This is a genomic window from Pseudomonas sp. R25(2017) (genome assembly GCF_002112565.1).
Taxonomy (GTDB): domain Bacteria; phylum Pseudomonadota; class Gammaproteobacteria; order Pseudomonadales; family Pseudomonadaceae; genus Aquipseudomonas; species Aquipseudomonas ekonensis.
Genome location: NZ_NEHZ01000005.1, coordinates 161288 through 184020, shown reverse-complemented (window position 1 = coordinate 184020; position 22733 = coordinate 161288). Strand labels below are relative to the sequence as shown.

The 22733-nt window shown below is 63.8% G+C and carries 20 protein-coding genes; 15 read left to right on the top strand and 5 right to left on the bottom strand.

Translation table 11 applies throughout. The features are described from left to right. The first annotated feature begins 403 nt into the window (after positions 1 to 403). The 15 genes from CAG31_RS08405 (at position 404) to CAG31_RS08335 (ending at position 17428) form a co-directional block, all read left to right on the top strand. Positions 404 to 817, top strand: coding sequence for an NADH-quinone oxidoreductase subunit A (locus CAG31_RS08405; protein WP_003223812.1), 414 nt, complete (start codon positions 404 to 406; stop codon positions 815 to 817). A gap of 10 nt (positions 818 to 827) precedes the next feature. Continuing rightward, positions 828 to 1502, top strand: coding sequence for an NADH-quinone oxidoreductase subunit B family protein (locus CAG31_RS08400; protein WP_085579803.1), 675 nt, complete (start codon positions 828 to 830; stop codon positions 1500 to 1502). 73 nt (positions 1503 to 1575) lie between these two features. Further along, a complete protein-coding gene (gene nuoC, locus CAG31_RS08395; protein WP_085579801.1) occupies positions 1576 to 3360 on the top strand; it encodes an NADH-quinone oxidoreductase subunit C/D in 1785 nt (594 codons plus the stop codon). Between the two features lie 2 nt (positions 3361 to 3362). Next, entirely contained in the window at positions 3363 to 3860 is a 498-nt protein-coding gene (gene nuoE / locus CAG31_RS08390) for an NADH-quinone oxidoreductase subunit NuoE (protein ID WP_085579799.1), read from the top strand. Beyond that, a complete protein-coding gene (nuoF, locus tag CAG31_RS08385; protein WP_085579797.1) occupies positions 3857 to 5212 on the top strand; it encodes an NADH-quinone oxidoreductase subunit NuoF in 1356 nt (451 codons plus the stop codon). Before nuoE ends, nuoF begins: the two co-directional genes overlap by 4 nt. 138 nt (positions 5213 to 5350) lie before the next feature. Beyond that, positions 5351 to 8065 carry an NADH-quinone oxidoreductase subunit NuoG gene (nuoG, locus tag CAG31_RS08380; protein ID WP_085579795.1) on the top strand — a complete coding sequence of 905 codons (2715 nt, stop codon included), beginning with the start codon at positions 5351 to 5353 and terminating at the stop codon, positions 8063 to 8065. After that, entirely contained in the window at positions 8062 to 9069 is a 1008-nt protein-coding gene (nuoH, locus tag CAG31_RS08375; protein WP_085579793.1) for an NADH-quinone oxidoreductase subunit NuoH, read from the top strand. The genes nuoG and nuoH overlap by 4 nt, the downstream gene beginning before the upstream one ends. Positions 9070 to 9080: 11 nt before the next feature. Then, on the top strand, positions 9081 to 9629 hold the full coding sequence (gene nuoI / locus CAG31_RS08370) for an NADH-quinone oxidoreductase subunit NuoI (RefSeq protein ID WP_085579791.1): 549 nt from the start codon (positions 9081 to 9083) through the stop codon (positions 9627 to 9629). 9 nt (positions 9630 to 9638) lie between these two features. Next, complete coding sequence (gene nuoJ, locus CAG31_RS08365; protein WP_085579789.1) at positions 9639 to 10139, top strand: NADH-quinone oxidoreductase subunit J; 501 nt, start codon at positions 9639 to 9641, stop codon at positions 10137 to 10139. Between the two features lie 3 nt (positions 10140 to 10142). After that, on the top strand, positions 10143 to 10451 hold the full coding sequence (nuoK, locus tag CAG31_RS08360) for an NADH-quinone oxidoreductase subunit NuoK (RefSeq protein ID WP_003180046.1): 309 nt from the start codon (positions 10143 to 10145) through the stop codon (positions 10449 to 10451). After that, positions 10448 to 12301: an NADH-quinone oxidoreductase subunit L gene (gene nuoL / locus CAG31_RS08355; protein WP_085579787.1), complete on the top strand. Its 1854-nt coding sequence runs from the start codon at positions 10448 to 10450 to the stop codon at positions 12299 to 12301. Before nuoK ends, nuoL begins: the two co-directional genes overlap by 4 nt. 39 nt (positions 12302 to 12340) lie before the next feature. Continuing rightward, positions 12341 to 13873, top strand: a complete 1533-nt coding sequence (gene nuoM, locus CAG31_RS08350; protein ID WP_085579785.1) for an NADH-quinone oxidoreductase subunit M — start codon at positions 12341 to 12343, stop codon at positions 13871 to 13873. A gap of 7 nt (positions 13874 to 13880) precedes the next feature. Further along, positions 13881 to 15344: an NADH-quinone oxidoreductase subunit NuoN gene (gene nuoN / locus CAG31_RS08345; RefSeq protein WP_085579783.1), complete on the top strand. Its 1464-nt coding sequence runs from the start codon at positions 13881 to 13883 to the stop codon at positions 15342 to 15344. Between the two features lie 269 nt (positions 15345 to 15613). Continuing rightward, positions 15614 to 15928 carry a DNA-binding transcriptional regulator gene (locus CAG31_RS08340; RefSeq protein ID WP_085579781.1) on the top strand — a complete coding sequence of 105 codons (315 nt, stop codon included), beginning with the start codon at positions 15614 to 15616 and terminating at the stop codon, positions 15926 to 15928. 174 nt (positions 15929 to 16102) lie between these two features. Next, the gene (locus tag CAG31_RS08335; protein ID WP_085579779.1) at positions 16103 to 17428 is read left to right on the top strand and encodes an OprD family porin; all 1326 of its coding nucleotides are present in this window, start codon (positions 16103 to 16105) and stop codon (positions 17426 to 17428) included. A 125-nt stretch (positions 17429 to 17553) separates the two neighbouring features. On the opposite strand, the gene CAG31_RS08330 is transcribed toward CAG31_RS08335, so the two are convergent. From CAG31_RS08330 to CAG31_RS08310, 5 genes are all read right to left on the bottom strand, one after another. Continuing rightward, positions 17554 to 18039 (bottom strand): RES family NAD+ phosphorylase, encoded by a 486-nt coding sequence (locus tag CAG31_RS08330; protein ID WP_085579777.1) that lies wholly within the window; start codon positions 18037 to 18039, stop codon positions 17554 to 17556. Beyond that, the gene (locus tag CAG31_RS08325) at positions 18036 to 18509 is read right to left on the bottom strand and encodes an antitoxin Xre/MbcA/ParS toxin-binding domain-containing protein (RefSeq protein WP_139831330.1); all 474 of its coding nucleotides are present in this window, start codon (positions 18507 to 18509) and stop codon (positions 18036 to 18038) included. Before CAG31_RS08325 ends, CAG31_RS08330 begins: the two co-directional genes overlap by 4 nt. A gap of 213 nt (positions 18510 to 18722) precedes the next feature. Then, positions 18723 to 19055: a DUF2790 domain-containing protein gene (locus CAG31_RS08320; RefSeq protein ID WP_085579773.1), complete on the bottom strand. Its 333-nt coding sequence runs from the start codon at positions 19053 to 19055 to the stop codon at positions 18723 to 18725. Positions 19056 to 19135: 80 nt separating this feature from the next. Next, positions 19136 to 19336 (bottom strand): co-regulatory protein PtrA N-terminal domain-containing protein, encoded by a 201-nt coding sequence (locus CAG31_RS08315; protein ID WP_085579771.1) that lies wholly within the window; start codon positions 19334 to 19336, stop codon positions 19136 to 19138. A 223-nt stretch (positions 19337 to 19559) separates the two neighbouring features. Continuing rightward, positions 19560 to 22709, bottom strand: coding sequence for a CusA/CzcA family heavy metal efflux RND transporter (locus CAG31_RS08310; RefSeq protein ID WP_085579769.1), 3150 nt, complete (start codon positions 22707 to 22709; stop codon positions 19560 to 19562). Positions 22710 to 22733: the final 24 nt, after the last annotated feature.

Here is a 22733-nt window from a genome sequence, read left to right as displayed (position 1 = left end):
CAAACCTTGATCCAGCGCAGTGCCGGCAGCAGAAAAACCGGCTAAAACGGGCGCCGCCGCTACTTGCAGTAACGCAGATATAAGACAACTTCCCAACTGCCGCACCGCTAAAAAGTAACAAACCCACTCCAAACGATATTAATTATCATTTAGCCGCAACTATGTTCGTTACATTCCTCACAAAACATCATTGACGCAATCCCGGCTAATGCCCGAAACCCGCGGGCTGCGGGGCATTCGAGGCGCGCTATGTCCTTATTCCAATAAATAATTTCGCTATAGGAATTTTACTTGCAGGGTGTTTAGCCATAAAATCAGCGCGATTGATTGCTGCGACATATCGTCACTGCCTTATTTCTTTATCAAGCTCAGAGACCTTTGCTCTCTGTTAAGGATTACCAGCATGCCCGAAGCGACCGGACTCATGGCCCACAACTGGGGCTTTGCCATTTTCCTTCTGGGTGTCGTCGGCCTGTGCGCCTTCATGCTCGGCGTATCCAGCCTCCTCGGGTCAAAAGCCTGGGGTCGCAGCAAAAACGAACCGTTCGAGTCCGGCATGCTGCCCACCGGTGGCGCCCGCTTGCGGCTCTCAGCCAAATTCTATCTGGTCGCGATGCTGTTCGTGATCTTCGATATCGAAGCCCTCTTTCTCTTTGCATGGTCTGTGTCCGTCCGCGAAAGCGGCTGGACCGGATTCGTCGAAGCTCTCGTTTTCATAGCAATTCTGTTGGCAGGTCTTGTCTACCTATTTCGAGTGGGCGCCCTTGACTGGGCTCCGGAAGCTCGTCGTAAGCGGCAGGCGAAGCTGAAACAATGAGGCTTTGGCAATGCAATACAATCTCACCCGAATCGACCCCGATGCGCCTAACGAGCAGTACCCGATCGGCAAACGGGAAACCGTCGCCGATCCGTTAGAGGATCAGGTCCACAAAAACATTTTCATGGGCAAGCTGGAAGACGTGTTGAGCGGCGCGGTCAACTGGGGACGTAAGAACTCCCTGTGGCCGTACAACTTCGGCCTGTCGTGCTGCTACGTGGAAATGACCACCGCCTTCACGGCGCCCCACGACATCGCCCGCTTCGGCGCCGAAGTCATCCGGGCATCACCGCGTCAGGCGGACTTCATGGTTATCGCCGGTACCTGCTTCATCAAGATGGCGCCGATCATCCAGCGTCTCTACGAGCAAATGCTCGAGCCGAAGTGGGTTATCTCCATGGGTTCGTGCGCAAACTCCGGTGGCATGTACGACATCTACTCCGTGGTCCAAGGGGTGGACAAGTTCCTGCCGGTGGACGTTTACGTGCCTGGCTGCCCGCCCCGTCCAGAAGCGTTCCTGCAAGGCCTGATGCTGCTGCAGGAATCGATTGGCCAGGAGCGTCGCCCACTTTCCTGGGTCGTTGGCGATCAAGGCGTCTATCGCGCCGACATGCCTTCGCAAAAGGAACAGCGCCGCGAACAGCGCATTCAGGTAACCAACCTGCGCAGCCCTGACGAAGTCTGATCCAGATCTGTTCTGCCATAGAAACGAGAAGCTGGCTTCATTCTTTACGTTGACCGAAAGCGAAAAAATAACCATGACTACAGGCAGTGCTCTGTACATCCCGCCTTACAAGGCAGACGACCAGGATGTGGTCGTCGAACTGAACAACCGCTTTGGCGCCGAGGCCTTCACCGCCCAGCCGACCCGCACCGGCATGCCGGTGCTGTGGGTGGCCCGCGCCAAGCTCGTCGAAGTCCTGACCTTCCTGCGCAACCTGCCCAAGCCGTACGTCATGCTCTATGACCTGCACGGCGTGGACGAGCGTCTGCGCACCAAGCGTCAAGGGCTGCCGGACGGCGCCGAATTCACCGTGTTCTACCATCTCATGTCGCTGGAGCGTAATAGTGACGTGATGATCAAAGTCGCCTTGTCCGAGAGCGACCTCAGCCTGCCAAGCGTCACCGGCATCTGGCCGAACGCCAACTGGTACGAGCGCGAAGTCTGGGACATGTACGGCATCGACTTCAAAGGCCACCCTCACCTGTCGCGCATCATGATGCCGCCGACCTGGGAAGGTCACCCGCTGCGCAAGGACTTCCCTGCCCGCGCCACCGAGTTCGATCCGTTCAGCCTGAACCTGGCCAAGCAGCAGCTTGAGGAAGAGGCCGCGCGCTTCCGTCCTGAAGACTGGGGCATGAAGCGCTCCGGCCCGAACGAGGACTACATGTTCCTCAACCTCGGCCCGAACCACCCGTCGGCCCACGGTGCGTTCCGCATCATCCTGCAGCTGGACGGCGAAGAGATCGTCGACTGCGTGCCGGACATCGGCTACCACCACCGTGGCGCCGAGAAGATGGGCGAGCGCCAGTCCTGGCACAGCTACATCCCGTACACCGACCGCATCGACTACCTCGGCGGCGTGATGAACAACCTGCCGTACGTGCTGTCGGTCGAGAAGCTGGCCGGCATCAAGGTGCCGGAGAAGGTCGACGTCATCCGCATCATGATGGCCGAGTTCTTCCGGATCACCAGCCACCTGCTGTTCCTGGGCACCTACATCCAGGACGTCGGCGCGATGACCCCGGTGTTCTTTACCTTCACCGACCGCCAGCGCGCCTACACCGTGATCGAGGCCATCACCGGCTTCCGTCTGCACCCGGCCTGGTACCGCATCGGCGGCGTCGCCCACGACCTGCCGCGCGGCTGGGACAAACTGGTGCGCGACTTCGTCGAGTGGCTGCCCAAGCGCCTCGACGAATACACCAAGGCCGCCCTGCAGAACAGCATCCTCAAGGGCCGTACCATCGGCGTCGCCCAGTACAACACCAAAGAGGCCCTGGAATGGGGCGTCACCGGTGCCGGCCTGCGCTCCACCGGTTGCGACTTCGACCTGCGTAAAGCGCGCCCGTACTCCGGCTACGAGAACTTCGAGTTCGACGTACCGCTGGCCGCCAACGGCGACGCCTACGACCGCTGCATGGTGCGCGTGGAAGAGATGCGCCAGAGCGTGCGCATCATCGACCAGTGCCTGCGCAACATGCCGGAAGGCCCGTACAAGGCGGACCACCCGCTGACCACGCCGCCGCCCAAAGAGCGCACGCTGCAGCACATCGAAACCCTGATCACGCACTTCCTGCAGGTTTCGTGGGGCCCGGTCATGCCGGCCAACGAATCCTTCCAGATGATCGAAGCGACCAAGGGCATCAACAGTTATTACCTGACGAGCGACGGCGGCACCATGAGCTACCGTACCCGGATCCGCACTCCGAGCTTCGCCCACCTGCAGCAGATCCCTTCGGTGATCAAAGGCAGCATGGTCGCGGACCTGATCGCGTACCTGGGTAGTATCGACTTCGTTATGGCCGACGTGGACCGCTAAGCATGAACAGCACGCTTATCCAGACTGACCGCTTCACCTTGAGTGAAGCCGAGCGCTCGGCCATCGAGCACGAGATGCACCACTACGAAGACCCGCGCGCGGCGTCGATCGAAGCCCTGAAGATCGTGCAGAAGGCACGCGGCTGGGTGCCGGACGGCGCCGTGTACGCCATCGGCGAAGTCCTCGGCATCCCCGCCAGCGACGTCGAAGGCGTGGCCACGTTCTACAGCCAGATCTTCCGCCAGCCGGTGGGCCGCCACATCATCCGCGTCTGCGACAGCATGGTCTGCTACATCGGCGGCCACGAGTCCGTCGTCAGCCAGATCCAGAGCGAACTGGGCATCGGCCTCGGCCAGACCACCGCCGACGGCCGCTTCACCCTGCTGCCGGTCTGCTGCCTGGGCAACTGCGACAAGGCGCCGGCGCTGATGATCGACGACGACACCTTTGGCGACGTACAGCCTGCCGGCGTCGCCAAACTGCTCGAGGGCTACGTATGACCCTGACTTCTTTCGGTCCTGCCAACCGCATCCAGCGTTCGGCCGAGACCCACCCGCTGACCTGGCGCCTGCGCGACGACGGCGAGCCCGTCTGGCTCGACGAGTACCAGGCCAAGAACGGCTATGCCGCCGCCCGCAAGGCCTTCGCCGACATGAGCCAGGACGACATCGTCCAGACCGTGAAGGACTCCGGCCTCAAGGGCCGCGGCGGCGCAGGCTTCCCCACCGGCGTGAAGTGGGGCCTGATGCCGAAGGACGAATCCATCGACATCCGCTACCTGCTGTGCAACGCGGACGAAATGGAGCCCAACACCTGGAAGGACCGCATGCTGATGGAGCAACTGCCCCATCTGCTGATCGAAGGCATGCTCATCAGCGCCCGCGCGCTGAAGACCTACCGTGGCTACATCTTCCTGCGCGGCGAGTACACCACCGCCGCCAAGCACCTGAACCGTGCAGTGGAAGAAGCCAAGGCCGCCGGCCTGCTGGGCAAGAACATACTGGGCAGCGGCTTCGATTTCGAGCTGTTCGTCCACACCGGCGCCGGGCGTTACATCTGCGGTGAAGAGACCGCGCTGATCAACTCCCTGGAAGGCCGCCGCGCCAACCCGCGCTCCAAGCCGCCCTTCCCTGCCGCCGTCGGCGTGTGGGGCAAGCCGACCTGCGTGAACAACGTCGAGACCCTGTGCAACGTGCCGGCGATCATCGCCGACGGCGTGGACTGGTACAAATCGTTGGCCCGCGACGGCAGCGAAGACATGGGCACCAAGCTCATGGGCTTCTCCGGCAAGGTCAAGAACCCAGGCCTGTGGGAACTGCCGTTCGGCGTGACCGCCCGCGAGCTGTTCGAGGACTACGCCGGCGGCATGCGCGACGGCTACAAGCTCAAGGCCTGGCAGCCGGGCGGCGCCGGCACCGGCTTCCTGCTGCCGGAGCACCTCGATGCGCAGATGTACGCCGGCGGCATCGCCAAGGTGGGCACCCGTATGGGCACCGGCCTGGCCATGGCCGTGGACGACAGCATCAACATGGTGTCCCTGCTGCGCAACATGGAGCAGTTCTTCGCCCGCGAGTCCTGCGGTTTCTGCACCCCTTGCCGCGACGGCCTGCCATGGAGCGTGAAGCTGCTGATGGCCCTCGAGAAGGGTCAGGGCCAGCCAGGCGACATCGAGACCCTGCTGGGTCTGGTGGGTTTCCTCGGCCCGGGCAAGACCTTCTGTGCTCACGCACCGGGTGCCGTGGAGCCGCTGGGCAGCGCGATCAAATATTTCCGCCCGGAGTTCGAGGCCGGCATCGCGCCTGCAAGCGCCGCCGTCCCGCCTCTGGCGAAGCCGATCACCGTCGGCGCGTAAACGCTTAAAGAGAGGCGAAGGGTCCGTGCCCTTCGCCTTGCGTCCGATGACGCCTTTCGGGGCTGGTTGGATTCGGACGGACAACAAGATTCCATTAGCCACGCCCGCTGACACCGGGCCAACGAAGACCTTTGAACCATGGCCACTATCCACGTAGACGGCAAAGCGCTCGAAGTCGACGGGGCAGACAACCTGTTACAGGCATGTCTGTCGCTGGGCCTCGACATCCCTTATTTCTGCTGGCACCCCGCGCTCGGTAGCGTCGGGGCCTGCCGCCAGTGCGCAGTCAAGCAGTACACCGACGAGAACGACACCCGCGGTCGCATCGTCATGTCCTGCATGACCCCTGCCACCGACAACACCTGGATCTCCATCGACGATGAAGAATCCAAGGCGTTCCGCGCCAGCGTCGTCGAATGGCTGATGACCAACCACCCGCACGACTGCCCTGTGTGCGAGGAAGGCGGTCACTGCCACCTGCAAGACATGACTGTGATGACCGGCCACAACGAGCGCCGTTATCGCTTCACCAAACGCACCCACCAGAACCAGGACCTGGGCCCGTTCATCTCCCACGAGATGAACCGCTGCATCGCCTGCTACCGCTGCGTGCGCTTCTACAAGGACTACGCCGGCGGCACTGACCTGGGCGTATACGGCGCCCACGACAACGTGTACTTCGGCCGCGTCGAAGACGGCACCCTGGAAAGCGAGTTCTCCGGCAACCTCACCGAGGTCTGCCCGACCGGTGTGTTCACCGACAAGACCCACTCCGAGCGCTACAACCGCAAATGGGACATGCAGTTCGCCCCGAGCATCTGCCATGGCTGCTCCAGCGGCTGCAACATCTCCCCGGGCGAGCGCTACGGCGAACTGCGTCGCATCGAGAACCGCTACAACGGTTCGGTGAACCAGTACTTCCTGTGCGACCGCGGCCGTTTCGGCTACGGCTACGTCAACCGCACCGACCGCCCGCGCCAGCCGCTGCTGGCCGACGGCACCAAGCTCAGCCTGGACGACGCGCTGGACAAGGCCGCCGACCTGCTGCGCGGCCGCAACATCGTCGGCATCGGCTCGCCGCGCGCCAGCCTGGAAAGCAACTACGCGCTGCGTGAGCTGGTCGGCGCCGAGCACTTCTACAGCGGCATCGAAGCCTCCGAGCTGGAGCGCATCCGCCTGGTGCTGCAAGTGCTCAAGGACAGCCCGCTGCCGGTTCCGACGATGCGCGACATCGAAGACCACGACGCCGTGTTCGTCCTCGGCGAAGACCTGACCCAGACCGCCGCCCGCATGGCCCTGGCCCTGCGCCAGTCGGTCAAGGGCAAGGCCGAAGACATGGCCGAAGCCATGCGCGTCCAGCCTTGGCTCGACGCCGCAGTGAAGAACATCGGTCAGCACGCGCTGAACCCGCTGTTCATCGCCAGCCTGGCCGAGACCAAGCTCGATGACGTCGCCGAAGAGTGCGTGCACGCCGCTCCCGACGACCTGGCCCGCATCGGCTTCGCCGTCGCCCACGCCCTGGACGCCAGCGCCCCGGCCGTCGAAGGCCTGGACGCCGAAGCGCTGCAACTGGCCAAGCGCATCGCCGACGCCCTGCTCGCGGCCAAGCGTCCGCTGATCATCGCCGGCACTTCGCTGGGCTCCAAGGCGCTGATCGAAGCGGCCGCAAACATCGCCAAGGCCCTGAAGCTGCGCGAGAAGAACGGTTCCATCAGCCTGGTCGTGCCTGAGGCCAACAGCCTCGGCCTGGCCATGCTCGGCGGCGAATCGGTCGATGCCGCGCTGCAAGCCGTGATCGACGGCCGTGCGGACGCCATCGTCGTGCTGGAAAACGACCTGTACACCCGCACCGCCCAGGCCAAGGTCGATGCCGCGCTGAACGCCGCGAAAGTGGTGATCGTCGCCGACCATCAGAAGACCGCCACCAGCGACCGCGCCCACCTGGTGCTGCCGGCGGCGAGCTTCGCCGAAGGCGACGGCACCCTGGTCAGCCAGGAAGGCCGCGCCCAGCGCTTCTTCCAGGTCTTCGACCCGCAATACATGGACGCAGGCATCCTGGTGCACGAAGGCTGGCGCTGGCTGCACGCCCTGCGCGCCACCCTGCTGAACCGGTCGATCGACTGGACCCAGCTCGACCAGGTCACCGCTGCCGTCGCTTCCAGCACCGCGCAACTGGCCGGCATCGTCGACGCCGCACCGTCCGCCGCGTTCCGCATCAAGGGCCTGAAGCTGGCCCGTGAGCCGCTGCGCTACTCCGGCCGCACCGCGATGCGCGCCAACATCAGCGTTCACGAACCGCGCACCCCGCAAGACAAGGACACCGCGTTCGCCTTCTCCATGGAAGGCTACTCGGGCTCCGCCGAACCGCGCTCGCAAGTGCCGTTCGCCTGGTCGCCGGGCTGGAACTCGCCGCAGGCCTGGAACAAGTTCCAGGACGAGGTCGGCGGCCATCTGCGCGCCGGCGATCCGGGCACCCGCCTGATCGAAAGCACCGGCGATGCGCTGAACTGGTTCGCCAGCGTTCCGCGCGCGTTCAACCCGGCCCAGGGCACCTGGCAAGCCGTGCCGTTCCATCACCTGTTCGGCAGCGAAGAGAACTCTTCCAAGGCCGCCCCGGTGCAGGAGCGCATTCCGGCCGCCTACGTCGCGCTGGCCAAGTCCGAGGCCGACCGTTTGGGCGTCAACGACGGCGCGATGCTGAGCCTGAACGTCGCCGGCGTCAGCCTGCGCCTGCCGCTGCGCATCAATGAAGAGCTGGGCGCAGGCCTGGTGGCGCTGCCTGCGGGCATCGCCGGCATTCCTCCGGCGTTCGCCGGCGTTTCCGTCGACGGTCTGCAGGAGGCAGCGCAATGACCTGGTTCACCCCTGAAGTGATCGATGTGATCCTGACGGTCATCAAAGCGGTCGTCGTCCTGCTGGCCGTGGTGGTCTGCGGGGCGCTGCTCAGCTTCGTCGAGCGTCGCCTGCTGGGCTGGTGGCAGGACCGTTACGGTCCGAACCGTGTCGGCCCGTTCGGCATGTTCCAGATCGCCGCCGACATGCTGAAGATGTTCTTCAAGGAAGACTGGACGCCGCCGTTCGCCGACAAGGTGATCTTCACCTTGGCGCCGGTGGTGGCCATGAGCGCCCTGCTGATCGCCTTCGCGATCATCCCGATCACCCCGACCTGGGGCGTGGCAGACCTGAACATCGGCCTGCTGTTCTTCTTCGCCATGGCCGGTCTGTCGGTGTACGCAGTGCTGTTCGCCGGCTGGTCGAGCAACAACAAGTTCGCCCTCCTGGGCAGCTTGCGCGCCTCGGCCCAGACCGTGTCCTACGAAGTGTTCATGGGCCTGGCCCTGATGGGCATCGTGGTGCAGGTCGGCTCGTTCAACATGCGCGACATCGTCGAGTACCAGGCGCAGAACCTGTGGTTCATCATTCCGCAGTTCTTCGGCTTCTGCACCTTCTTCATCGCTGGCGTGGCCGTGACTCACCGTCACCCGTTCGACCAGCCGGAAGCGGAACAGGAACTGGCCGACGGCTACCACATCGAATACGCCGGCATGAAATGGGGCATGTTCTTCGTCGGTGAGTACATCGGCATCATCCTGATCTCGGCGCTGCTGGTCACGCTGTTCTTCGGCGGCTGGCACGGCCCGTTCGGCATCCTGCCGCAACTGTCCTTCGTCTGGTTCGCACTCAAGACCGCGTTCTTCATCATGCTGTTCATTCTGCTGCGCGCCTCGATCCCGCGCCCGCGCTATGACCAGGTGATGGACTTCAGCTGGAAATTCTGCCTGCCACTGACCCTGATCAATTTGCTGGTGACCGCTGCGATCGTGTTGTGGAACACGCCTGCAGTCGCGGTTCAGTGAGGACTTGACCCATGTTCAAATATATTGGCGACATCATTAAGGGTACCGGTACCCAGTTGCGCAGCCTGGTCATGATCTTCGGTCATGGCTTCCGCAAGCGCGACACCCTGCAATACCCGGAAGAGCCGGTCTACCTGCCGCCGCGCTACCGTGGCCGCATCGTGCTGACCCGCGACCCCGACGGCCAGGAGCGCTGCGTGGCATGCAACCTGTGCGCCGTGGCCTGCCCGGTCGGTTGCATCTCGCTGCAGAAAGCCGAAACGGAAGACGGTCGCTGGTACCCGGACTTCTTCCGCATCAACTTCTCGCGCTGCATCTTCTGCGGCCTCTGCGAGGAAGCCTGCCCGACCACCGCGATCCAGCTGACCCCAGATTTCGAGATGGCCGAGTTCAAACGTCAGGACCTGGTGTACGAGAAAGAAGACCTTCTGATCTCCGGCCCCGGCAAAAACCCTGATTACAACTTCTATCGTGTTGCAGGTATGGCCGTTGCGGGCAAGCCGAAAGGCGCCGCACAGAACGAAGCCGAGCCGATCAACGTGAAGAGCTTGCTGCCTTAAGGAAGAACGATGGAATTCGCTTTCTATTTCGCATCGGGTATCGCGGTTGTCTCCACGCTTCGCGTGGTCACCAACACCAACCCTGTGCACGCCCTGCTCTACCTGATCATTTCGCTGATCGCCGTGGCCATGACGTTCTTCGCCCTCGGCGCGCCGTTCGCCGGTGTGCTGGAAGTGATCGCCTACGCCGGCGCCATCATGGTGCTGTTCGTGTTCGTGGTGATGATGCTGAACCTGGGCCCGGCCTCGGTTCAGCAGGAACGCGCCTGGCTGCGGCCCGGCATCTGGGCGGGGCCGGTGATCCTCGCCGCGCTGCTGCTGGCCGAACTGCTGTATGTCCTGTTCGCTCACCAGAGCGGCCAGGCCATCGGCCAAACCACCGTGGACGCGAAAGCCGTGGGCATCAGCCTGTTCGGCCCGTACCTGCTGGTGGTCGAACTCGCCTCGATGCTGCTGCTCGCCGCAGCCGTCACGGCGTTCCACGTGGGCCGCAACGAGGCGAAGGAGTAACGTATGCCTGCTATCCCTCTCGAACACGGTCTGGCGGTCGCCGGCATCCTGTTCTGCCTCGGCCTCGTCGGCCTGATGGTCCGCCGCAACATTCTGTTCGTATTGATGAGCCTGGAAGTGATGATGAACGCCTCTGCCCTGGCGTTCATCGTGGCGGGCGCCCGTTGGGCGCAGCCGGATGGACAGATCATGTTCATCCTGGTGATCAGCCTTGCCGCCGCCGAGGCCAGCATCGGCCTGGCGATCCTGCTGCAGCTGTATCGCCGCTTCCACACGCTCGATATCGACGCTGCCAGTGAGATGCGCGGATGAACCTACTCTTTCTGACTTTCGTATTCCCCCTGATCGGGTTCCTGCTGCTGTCGTTCTCCCGCGGGCGCCTTTCGGAAAACCTGTCGGCGCTGATCGGCGTCGGCTCCATCGGCCTGTCCGCCATCGTCGCGGCCTACGTGATCTGGCAGTTCAACGTCGCACCGCCGGAAGGCGGCGTGTACACCCAGGTGCTGTGGCGCTGGATGTCGGTGGAAAGCTTCCAGCCGAACTTCACCCTGTACCTGGACGGCCTGTCCGTGACCATGCTGGGCGTGGTGGTCGGCGTGGGTTTCCTGATCCACCTGTTCGCCTCCTGGTACATGCGCGGTGAAGCGGGCTACTCGCGCTTCTTCTCCTACACCAACCTGTTCATCGCCAGCATGCTGTTCCTGGTGCTGGGCGACAACCTGCTGTTCATCTACTTCGGTTGGGAAGGCGTGGGCCTGTGCTCGTACCTGTTGATCGGTTTCTACTACAGCAACCGCAACAACGGCAACGCAGCCCTGAAAGCGTTCATCGTCACCCGCATCGGCGACGTGTTCATGGCCATCGGCCTGTTCATCCTGTTCCAGCAACTGGGCACGCTGAACGTCCAGGAACTGCTGGTGAAGGCGCCTGAGCACTTCAAGGCCGGCGACTTCTGGATCGTCCTGGCGACCCTGATGCTGCTGGGCGGCGCGGTCGGCAAGTCGGCCCAGCTGCCGCTGCAGACCTGGCTCGCGGACGCGATGGCCGGCCCGACCCCGGTCTCGGCACTGATCCACGCCGCGACCATGGTGACCGCGGGCGTCTACCTGATCGCCCGTACCCACGGCCTGTTCGCCCTGGCGCCGGACATCCTGCACCTGGTCGGCATCGTCGGCGGCGTTACCCTGGTGCTGGCCGGTTTCGCGGCCCTGGTGCAGACCGACATCAAACGCATCCTCGCCTACTCGACCATGAGCCAGATCGGCTACATGTTCCTGGCCCTGGGCGTGGGCGCGTGGGAAGGCGCGATCTTCCACCTGATGACCCACGCCTTCTTCAAGGCCCTGCTGTTCCTCGCCTCCGGTGCGGTGATCGTCGCCTGCCACCACGAGCAGAACATCTTCAAGATGGGCGGCCTGTGGAAGAAACTGCCGCTGGCCTACGCCAGCTTCATCGTCGGCGGCGCGGCCCTGGCCGCCCTGCCGCTGGTGACCGCAGGCTTCTACTCCAAGGACGAGATCCTCTGGGAAGCGTTCGCCAGCGGCCACGAAGGCCTGCTGTACGCCGGCCTGGTCGGTGCGTTCATGACCTCGCTGTACACCTTCCGCCTGATCTTCATCGCGTTCCACGGTGAAGCCAAGACCGAAGCCCACGCCGGCCACGGCATCTCCCACTGGCTGCCGCTGTCGGTGCTGATCGTGCTGTCGACCTTCGTCGGCGCCATGATCGTTCCGCCGCTGCACGGTGTGCTGCCGGAAAGCGTCGGCCACGCCGGCGGCGAAGCCAAGCACAGCCTGGAGATCGCCTCGGGCGCCATCGCCCTGGCCGGTATCCTGCTGGCCGCCCTGCTGTTCCTGGGCAAGCGCCGCTTCGTGACCGCCGTCGCCAACAGCGGCATCGGCCGTCTGCTGTCGGCCTGGTGGTTCGCCGCCTGGGGCTTCGACTGGATCTACGACAAACTGTTCGTCAAGCCGTACCTTGCGATCAGCCATGCACTGCGCAAAGACCCGCTCGACCAGACCATCGGTCTGATCCCGCGCATGGCCAAGGGCGGCCACACCGCCCTGAGCCGTACCGAGACCGGTCAACTGCGTTGGTACGCCGCCTCGATGGCAGCCGGTGCCGTGTTGGTCATCGGTGCTGTCGTGCTGGTAGCGGTCTGATATGAACCTTGCGAATTTGCGAAAGGAAACGAGCCCGTCATGATTCTGCCTTGGCTAATCCTGATCCCCTTCATCGGCGGCCTGCTGTGCTGGCTGGGTGAGCGCTTCGGCGCCACCCTCCCCCGCTGGATTGCGCTGATCACCATGTCCCTGCTGCTCGCCCTCGGCCTCTGGCTGTGGGCCCACGGCGACTATTCGTTTGCACCCAAACCCGGTGCCGACCCGACCTGGGCGCTTGAGTTCAAGCATGTCTGGATCCAGCGCTTCGGCATCAACGTGCACCTGGCCCTCGACGGCCTGTCGCTGCTGATGATCCTGCTGACCGGTCTGCTGGGCGTCCTCTCGGTGCTCTGCTCGTGGAAAGAGATCCAGCGTCACGTCGGTTTCTTCCACCTGAACCTGATGTGGATCCTGGGCGGTGTCGTCGGCGTGTTCCTGGCCCTCGACCTGTTCATGTTCTTCTTCTTCTGGGAAATGATGCTGGTGCCGATGTACTTCCTCATCGCGCTCTGGGGTCACAGCTCCTCGGACGGCAAGAAGACCCGGATCTACGCCGCGACCAAGTTCTTCATCTTCACTCAGGCGTCCGGCCTGATCATGCTGGTGGCGATCCTCGGTCTGGTGCTGGTGAACTACAACAGCACCGGCGTGATCAGCTTCAACTACGCGGACCTGCTGAAGACCAAGATGTCGGCCACCACCGAGTACGTGCTGATGCTCGGCTTCTTCATCGCCTTCGCGGTGAAGCTGCCGGTCGTGCCGTTCCACTCGTGGCTGCCTGACGCCCACGCCCAGGCGCCGACCGCCGGTTCCGTCGACCTCGCCGGCATCCTGCTGAAGACCGCTGCCTACGGCCTGCTGCGCTTCGCCCTGCCGCTGTTCCCGAACGCTTCGGCCGAGTTCGCGCCGATCGCCATGACCCTCGGTCTGATCGGGATCTTCTACGGTGCGTTCCTGGCGTTCGCGCAAACCGACATCAAGCGTCTGATCGCCTTCTCGTCCGTTTCCCACATGGGCTTTGTCCTGATCGGCATCTACTCGGGCAGCCAACTGGCCCTGCAGGGCGCCGTGATCCAGATGCTGGCCCACGGCCTGTCGGCGGCGGCGCTGTTTATCCTCAGCGGTCAGCTGTACGAGCGCCTGCACACCCGTGACATGCGCGAGATGGGCGGCCTGTGGTCGCGCATCGCGTACCTGCCGGCGATCAGCCTGTTCTTCGCGGCGGCCTCGCTGGGCCTGCCGGGCACCGGCAACTTCGTCGGCGAGTTCCTGATCCTGATCGGCACCTTCGCCAGCGCACCGTGGATCACCGCGATCGCCACGTCCGGCCTGGTGTTCGGTTCGGTCTACTCGCTGATCATGATCCACCGCGCCTACTTCGGCCCGTCCAAGTCGGACTCGATCCTGCACGGCATGGACGGTCGCGAACTGATCATGGTGCTGGGCCTTGCGGTGCTGCTGATCTACCTCGGCGTGTACCCGCAGCCGTTCCTCGACACCTCTGCCGCCACCATGCATGGCGTGCAGCAGTGGCTCGGCTCCGCCTTCACTCAACTCGCTTCGGCCCGGTAAGAGCGCTATGGAATTCACGATCCAACACTTTATTGCGCTAGCGCCACTGTTGATCACCAGCCTCACCATCATCGTGGTGATGCTGGCCATCGCCTGGCGCCGCAACCACTCGCAGACCTTCCTGATTTCGGTGGCGGGCCTGAACCTGGCGTTGCTGTCGATCCTGCCGGCACTGAAAGTCGCGCCCCTGGCCGTGACCCCGCTGCTGCAGATCGACACGTTCGCCTGCCTGTACATGGCGCTGATCCTGGTCGCCACCCTCGCCTGCGTCACCCTCGCCCACGCCTACCTGGGCGACGGCGGTTCGGGTTATCCGGGCAACCGTGAAGAACTGTACCTGCTGATCCTGATGGCCGCCGCCGGCGGCCTGGTCCTGGTCAGCGCGCAGCACCTGGCCGGCCTGTTCATCGGCCTGGAACTGCTGTCGGTGCCGGTCTACGGTCTGGTGGCCTACGCCTTCTTCAACAAGCGTTCGCTGGAAGCCGGCATCAAGTACATGGTGCTGTCGGCGGCCGGTTCCGCGTTCCTGCTGTTCGGCATGGCCCTGCTCTACGCCGACGCCGGCTCCCTGAGCTTCAACGGCATCGGCCAGGCGCTGGCCGCCACCGGCCTGCCGAGCTCGATGGCCCAGCTGGGCCTGGGCATGATGCTGATCGGCCTGGCGTTCAAGCTGTCGCTGGTGCCGTTCCACCTATGGACCCCGGACGTGTACGAAGGTGCTCCGGCGCCGGTGGCCGCGTTCCTGGCCACCGCGTCGAAAGTGGCCGTGTTCGCCGTGATGGTGCGTCTGTTCCAGATCTCCCCTGCCGCCAGCAGCGGCGTGCTGAGCAACGTGCTGACCGTCATCGCCATCGCCTCGATCCTGTTCGGCAACCTGCTGGCCCTGACCCAGAGCAACCTCAAGCGTCTGCTCGGTTACTCGTCCATCGCGCACTTCGGCTACCTGCTGATCGCACTGGTGGCGAGCAAGGGCCTGGCGGTGGAAGCCATCGGCGTGTACCTGGTCACCTACGTGATCACCAGCCTCGGCGCGTTCGGCGTGATCACCCTGATGTCCTCGCCGTACAACGGCCGTGACGCCGATGCCCTGTACGAATACCGCGGCCTGTTCTGGCGCCGTCCGTACCTGACCGCCGTGCTGACCGTGATGATGCTGTCCCTGGCCGGCATCCCGCTGACCGCCGGCTTCATCGGCAAGTTCTACATCATCGCCACCGGTGTCGAGTCGCACCAATGGTGGCTGGTCGGTTCGCTGGTGCTGGGCAGCGCCATCGGCGTGTTCTACTACCTGCGCGTGATGGTCACCCTGTACCTGATCGAGCCGAACCTGCGCCGCCACGACGCCCAGCTGCACTGGGAGCAGAAGGCAGGCGGCGTGATGCTGCTGGCCATCGCCGTCCTGGCGTTCTTCCTCGGCCTGTACCCTCAGCCGCTGCTGAACCTGGTTCAGCAATCGGGTCTGGCGGGCTGATCCCCCGGCGACCTTCGGCGGTAAACAGAAACGGCACCTTCGGGTGCCGTTTTTGCGTTTAGGGGATCGGTTGCGAGCGCCCTACCCCTTCCACCTTCAACCATTCCCGAAGTCTCTCGCGTGAGTGGTCGATTCTTCCTACAGGCGTTTTTACAATCCGTGACTACCGTTGAAAAGGGGGCGAAAAGGATGGCCTAGAGGCCTTGACCCATTCGGTTTTCGGGACAAAACTATACGCAGGTAACGTACAGAAGATGAATGCTCCCACTATGAAACGTGACATTTTTTCCGAGCTGATGGATGGCGTCGAAGCCCTGGCCGACGAGCGCCAAGGCAAGATCACACTGCGGACCCACAAGGTTCAGTTGCCCAAACTGATGCCTGTCACCGCCGATGAATTGATCGCTATCCGCCAACAGCTCAATCTCTCGCGCTCGGTGTTCGCGATGTACCTGCGCACCAACACCCGAACGCTCGAAAACTGGGAACAGGGACGGGCAACCCCCAATGCCCAGGCCACCACCCTGATCCGCTTGGTCGAGCGTTTTCCGCAGACGATCGAACAACTTGCAGCCCTGACCTGACCGTTCATGACCGTCCCCTCACCCACATGACGAAAATGTAATTCCCCCATCACCTTGGCGTTATCCGCAGCTTGCAACGATGTCACCCGGCGACCCCAACGGCGGCCCTTTCCGCCGAACAACAAGATCCACGCCGAAGCACGTTCCCGTTCTGCCGAACTCCAGGAGTGATTGATGGTTAACAATTCAAGAATGTCGATGGCCGCATTGGCCGTGGTTGTCGGCTCCGGACCGACCGCCGCGCTTGCGCAGGAAAAGGCCGAGGGTTTCATCGAGGGCAGCAGCCTGACGGTGCTCAACCGCAACTACTACTTCAACCGCGATCACCGCGACGGCCAATCCAGCCCCACCGGCAACGGCTACTCCGAAGCCTGGGCCCACGCCGTCATCAGCAAGTTCGAATCCGGTTTCACCCAGGGCACCGTCGGGGTCGGGGTGGATGCGTTTGCGATGATCGGCCTGAAGCTCGACACCGGCGACGGCCGCAACGGCGGCCGCAGCTCGTTCGATGTGTTGCCGGTGGATCGTGACGGTCAAGCCCGGGACGAATACACCAAGGTCGGCGCCGCCGCCAAGGTGCGGGCCTTCGATACGGTGGTGAAGATCGGCGACGTGTTCCCGGCCAACCCGGTGGTGGCGGCGGGTGATTCGCGATTGCTGCCGGAAAGCTTTCGCGGCGTGACGGCGACCAACACCAGCATCGAAGGCCTGTCGATCCAGGGCGGCCGGTTGCATGCGATGAGCCAACCGGTGTCCAGCGACTTGCGCGACAACTTCGCGACCTTCTATGCCGGCCCCGTCAATTCGCCCTGGATCGCTTACGGCGGCGGCGATTATGCGCTGAACAAGAACCTGAGCTTCAGCCTGTACTCCAGTCGCCTGAAAGATGCCTGGAACCAGTACTACGCCGGCACCGCCTGGACGTATCCGCTGTCGGACGACCTGTCGCTGTTCGGCGGCCTGAACTATTACAAGGCGGTCGATGAGGGCAAACAGTTGCTCGGCAAGTTCGACAACGACATCTGGAGCGGCCGGGTCGGCGTGAAGCTCGGCGCGCACTCCGTGGCCCTGTCCCACCAGCGCAACAACGGCGACGACGACTTCGACTACCTGCGTCAGTCAGACTCGATCTTCCTCGACAACTCCATCCAGTACAGCGACTTCAACTCGCCCAAGGAACGTTCGTGGATGGTGCGCTATGACCTCGACATGAGCGCCTACGGCGTGCCCGGCCTGTCGTTCATGACCCGCTACGCCCGCGGCACGGACGCCGACTACTCCAACGCCAATGCCGTGTACATGCGCCGTGACGCCGAGGGCAATCCGCTGACCGACCAGAAGCGCTGGGAACGGGACATCGAAGTGAAATACGTGGTGCAGAGCGGTTCGCTCAAGGATATGTCGCTGCGCCTGCGTCAAGCCACGACCCGAGCCACGGCGTTCGAGTCGGATCTGGATGAGGTGCGGGTGATCGTCGAGTACCCGCTGGCGATTCTCTGACCGAGCGGATCAACCCCATTCACCTTTAGAAGCTCCTTGCTCCTTTGGTAAGAGGTGAATCTTTGGCGTCCTTCGGGGCGCCTTTTTTTTGCCCGGCAATGACGTCGCCCGACGGGACAGTCCTGCTAGACCAACCGCGTGTCCAGGCCGAAACGCTCCTGCGAGACCAAGGTGAATTGATCCGCCGCCAGGTCGCAGCTCACCAGCAGGTTCCACGAATGCCGTGTCACGGCCGACGGGATCAGCACAAAGGGATGTTGCGCCAGCAGCCTCTCGGCGAACTGTTGCTGATTGGGGGAAGGTTGGGCCGGGATGAGCCAGTTGGGGTTGGGGACGTCTTCGGGCTGGACGACCTTGATCGTCGAGGGATCCCGCACTTCGAAACAGGTGAGCACGTGCGGGACGGTGTCCAGCGCATCGAAGCCCAGGTGGGCCGCCACCTCCAGGATGGCGGTGGCCGGGTCGGCCGATGCGTAGATCACCCGGCGACCGGGCGGGTTCCAGCGACCGCCGGAGCGTTGCGCACCGATGCCGCTATCCCAGGTCGTCTTGTAGACCTCACGGTCGAGGCGCCAGGCGTACCACTTGCCGTCCCAGGGCAAGGGATTCACTGATAGACCCCGTGCTCGATCCGGGTCAGGTAGTCCTCCACCACCTGGAAGCCCAGCGGATTGTCGATCAGTTCCAGCGGCACATTGCCGTCCAGGTACTTGCAGGGCTTCTTCAGCCAGTCCTCGGCCAGCAACTGATTGCCGAACACCTCGGTGGCATGCTCCAGCACTTGCGCGTACTGGAAAGCGACGGCGCTCTGCTGCGGGTTCAGGCGAACCGAACCGGTCTCCTTCGCCAGGCGCTGGACGGTGCGGATGGACTTCCCCGTGATGCGCTGGACAAGGTCGTGCTCCATGTACAGCGCCGACAGGGCCAGCATGTCCTTGACCGCGCTCAGGCTGAAACCCTCTTTGGTGTACTGGAGGATCGACAGGCGCGTGTCGCCCTTGCGGCCATGAAGCAGCACCTCGGTCGGCCTTCTGATGGTCTTGCGCACCCTCGGGACCGAGGCCGTTGTTACCGTGGACATATCGACGCCCTCCATACGACATTTGACGCAATCATAACGCCAAATGTCGCCACTCAGGCAAGTGAATGCTGCTTCCAAGATTGACCCGTCCTTTTGGTATCCAATGAAATCCATCCGCCCTGAGGGTAAGTGACGAGTCTTCTGAAGCCAACCTTAAAAAGCTGTCAGAGAATTCAGGGCTTTTCATGAAAACCGGGTCTTTGCTGTAGGCGCTCACCCTCCCCGTTTGCGGCAATCGCCCGCCACGGTGTAGGTGACCGTGTTGAGCCGTCCTTGCGAATCCTCATAGGTCATCGCCGTCGGCACCACCGCGCAGGCTGTCTGCGGGCGCACGACACTCACCACCTTGACCACATCCAGCTTCATCCCGTACTCATACGCCTGCACCACCGGCGCCGCCTTGCCTTGGCTGGCGGCGTACTGCTCCATGGCCTTGGCATTGGCGCCGAGGGCCTTTTCGAACGTACGGTCACCGCCGCCCTCGGCCAACGCATTCAGGGACATCGCCAGGGCACCGGCGAACACAATCGATCGGATGGCTTTCATATCCGTTTCCTTTCCGTAGCTGACTCATGAAAAAGCCCGGCATCGACGCGCGATGACGGGCTTGCGCAAGCGCGGCACGCTTACAGGTCTTGGGTGGCGTCGTCTTTCTTCTCGTTGACGACCACCGGCTCGCGGGCCTTCTCCTTGGCGACGAACAGCTCCACCGAACGGTCGTTGGCCGTCATCATCCGCTCGAACGTCCGGTCGCCGCCGCCTTCGGCCATGGCCAGGGAAGACACCGCCAACGCCGCCAGAAAGGCACCGATCTGTACAGGTTTCATGCTTGATTCCTCATTGGGTAACTGACGGATCCAAGGTAACAACCCGTACCTTTCGTGACGGTGGCGCGCACATTACATATCCGTCATGTGCCTGCCGCCGCAGGCACCACGCACCAAAACCACCTGTGGGAGCGAGCCTGCTCGCGATGGCGGCGTGTCAGTCGACTACGATGCCGGCTGACAAAACGCTATCGCGAGCAGGCTCGCTCCTACAGGGAGACCGCTATCGGCCTGGGGCCACGTCCTCGTCCCGACGGTGGGCCAGGCGGTAGAGCAGCGGCAGGATCAGCAGCGTGAGCACGGTCGAGGACAGGATCCCGCCGATCACCACCGTGGCCAGCGGGCGCTGCACCTCCGCGCCGGTGCCGGTGGCCAGGGCCATGGGAATGAAGCCCAGGGACGCCACCAGCGCCGTCATCAGCACCGGCCGCAACCGCGTCAGCGCGCCTTCGTCGATCGCCTCGGCCAGTGAGCGTCCCTGCTCCCGCAGGTTGCGGATGAACGCGATCATCACCAGCCCGTTGAGCACCGCCACCCCGGACAACGCGATGAAACCCACGCCCGCCGAGATCGACAGCGGAATGTCCCGCAGCCACAGGGCCATGACGCCGCCGGTCAACGCAAACGGAATGCCGGTGAACACCAGCAGGCCGTCCTTGAGGTTGTTGAACATCATGAACAGCAGCCCGAACACCAGCAGCAGCGCCACCGGCACGACGATCTGCAGACGCTTGGCCGCCGACTGCAACTGCTCGAACTGACCGCCCCAGCTCGTCCAGTAACCGGCCGGAACCTGCACGTCGCGCCCGATCGCCTCGGCGGCCTCACTGACGAACGAGCCGATGTCGCGCCCGCGCACGTTGGCGCTGACGATCACCAGGCGCTTGCCGTTCTCGCGGCTCACCTGATTGGGCCCCAGCACCAGGTCGAGGCTGGCGACCTCCTTGAGCGCGATGAACCCGACCCGGTCGGCGGCGCCGTTGAGCGCCGGCACCGGGATCAGCAGCGCCGACAGGCCGTCGATGTCCTTGCGCATGGCGTCGGACAGGCGCACGACCATGTCGAACCGCCGGTCGCCCTCATACAGCGTGCCGGCCTGCCGCCCGCCGACCGCCACCGCGATGGTGTCCTGCACATCGCCCACGTTGAGCCCGTAGCGGGCGGCCTTGTCGCGGTCGATGTTGATGGTCAGCACCGGCAGCCCGGTGGTCTGCTCGACCTTGACCTCGGATGCGCCGCTGACCTTTTGCATCGACGCCGCAATCTTCGCCGCCGTGGCGTTGAGCACGTCCATGTCGTCGCCGAACACCTTGACCGCCACGTCGCTGCGCACGCCGGAGATCAGCTCGTTGAAGCGCAGCTGGATCGGCTGCGACAGCTCATAGTTGCTGCCCGGCAAGGTCGCCGCCGCCTGTTGCAGCTCGGCCATCAGGGTCTCGCGGGACTTGCCCGGATCCGGCCACCGGTCCTTGGGCTTGAGCATCACGTAACTGTCGGAGATGTTGGGCGGCATCGGGTCGGAGGCGATTTCGGCGGTGCCGGTGCGGGCGAACACCCGCTCGACTTCTGGCACCTTGCCCAGGATCAGGGTTTCCAGGCGCTGCTGCATGTCCACCGACTGGGTCAGGCTGGTGCCCGGCACGCGCAAGGCCTGCAGGGCGAAATCGCCTTCGCTGAGGCTGGGCACGAATTCGCTGCCCATGCGGGCGGCCACCGCGCCGCTGAGCACCACCGTGCCCAACGCCAGGCCCAGCGCCGCCTTGCGGTGGCCCATCACCCAGGCCAGCGCCGGTGCATACGCCCGGCGCGCGCCCCGCATGACCGCGCCCTCTTCTTCCTTGACCTTGCCGGTGACGAGCAGCGCAATGGCCGCCGGCACGAACGTCACCGACAGCAGCATCGCGCCGAGCAACGCGATGACCACGGTGAACGCCATCGGGTGGAACATTTTCCCTTCGACGCCGCTCAGGGCGAAGATCGGCAGGTACACGACCATGATGATCAGTTGGCCGAAGATCAGCGGGCGCCGCGCCTCCTTCGCCGCCGCGAACACCTCATGGAAGCGCTCGGAGCGGGTCAAAAGCCGCCCGTGATGCCGCTGCGCATGGGCCAGCCGGCGCAGGGTGTTTTCCACGATCACCACGGCGCCGTCGACGATGATGCCGAAGTCCAGCGCCCCCAGGCTCATGAGGTTGGCGCTGACCTTGTTGGTGAACATGCCGGTGAAGGTGAACAGCATCGACAGCGGAATCACCATGGCGGTGATCAGCGCAGCGCGGATGTTGCCCAGGAACAGGAACAGGATCGCGATCACCAGCACCGCGCCTTCCACCAGGTTCTTCTTCACCGTGGCGATGGCCTTGTCCACCAGGTGCGTGCGGTCGTACACCGGCACCGCGACCACCCCCTTGGGCAGCGAGCGGTTGATCTGCTCAAGCTTGCCGGCCACCGCCTGGGAGACCGTGCGGCTGTTCTCGCCGATCAGCATGAACACGGTGCCGAGCACCACTTCGCGGCCGTTCTCGGTGGCGGCGCCGCTGCGCAGTTCCCGGCCGATGTCGACGGTGGCCACGTTCCTCACCCGGATCGGCGTGCCGTCGACGTTGGCCATCACGATGTTGGCGATGTCTTCGGTGCCCGCCACCTGCCCCGGCGCGCGGATCAGCAGCTGTTCGCCGCTGCGCTCGATGTAGCCGGCGCCGACGTTGGCGTTGTTGCGTTCCAGCGCCGTCACCAGATCGGTCAACGTCAACTTGTAGGCCGCCAGCCGTTTCGGGTCAGGGGCGATCTGGTACTCCTTGGCGAACCCGCCGATGGTGTTGATCTCGGCCACACCGGGGACGTTGCGCAGCTGCGGCTTGATGATCCAGTCCTGGATCACCCGCAGGTCGGTCGGCGTGTACGCCGTGCCGTCGTCCTTGAGCGCACCTTCGCGGGCCTCCACCGTCCACAGGAAGATCTCGCCCAGGCCGGTGGAGATCGGCCCCATCACCGCCTCCACGCCTTCGGGCAACTGCTCCTTGGCCGCTTGCAGGCGTTCGTTGACCAGTTGCCGGGCGAAGAACAGGTCGGTGCCGTCCTTGAAGATCACCGTGACCTGGGACAGGCCCGAACGCGACAGCGAACGGGTCTGCTCCAGCGCCGGCAAGCCGGCCATCGCCGTCTCGATGGGGAACGTGATGCGCTGCTCGGTCTCCAGCGGCGAGAACCCGGCGGCGCCGGTGTTGATCTGCACCTGGACGTTGGTGATGTCCGGCACCGCGTCGATCGGCAGCTTCTGATAACTGGCGACGCCGAGGCCGGCCATGAGCAATACGGCGAGCAGCACGATGAAGCGCTGCTCGATGGCGAACTGAATCAGGCGTTCAAACATGGGGACCTTCTTGTCGAAGACGGA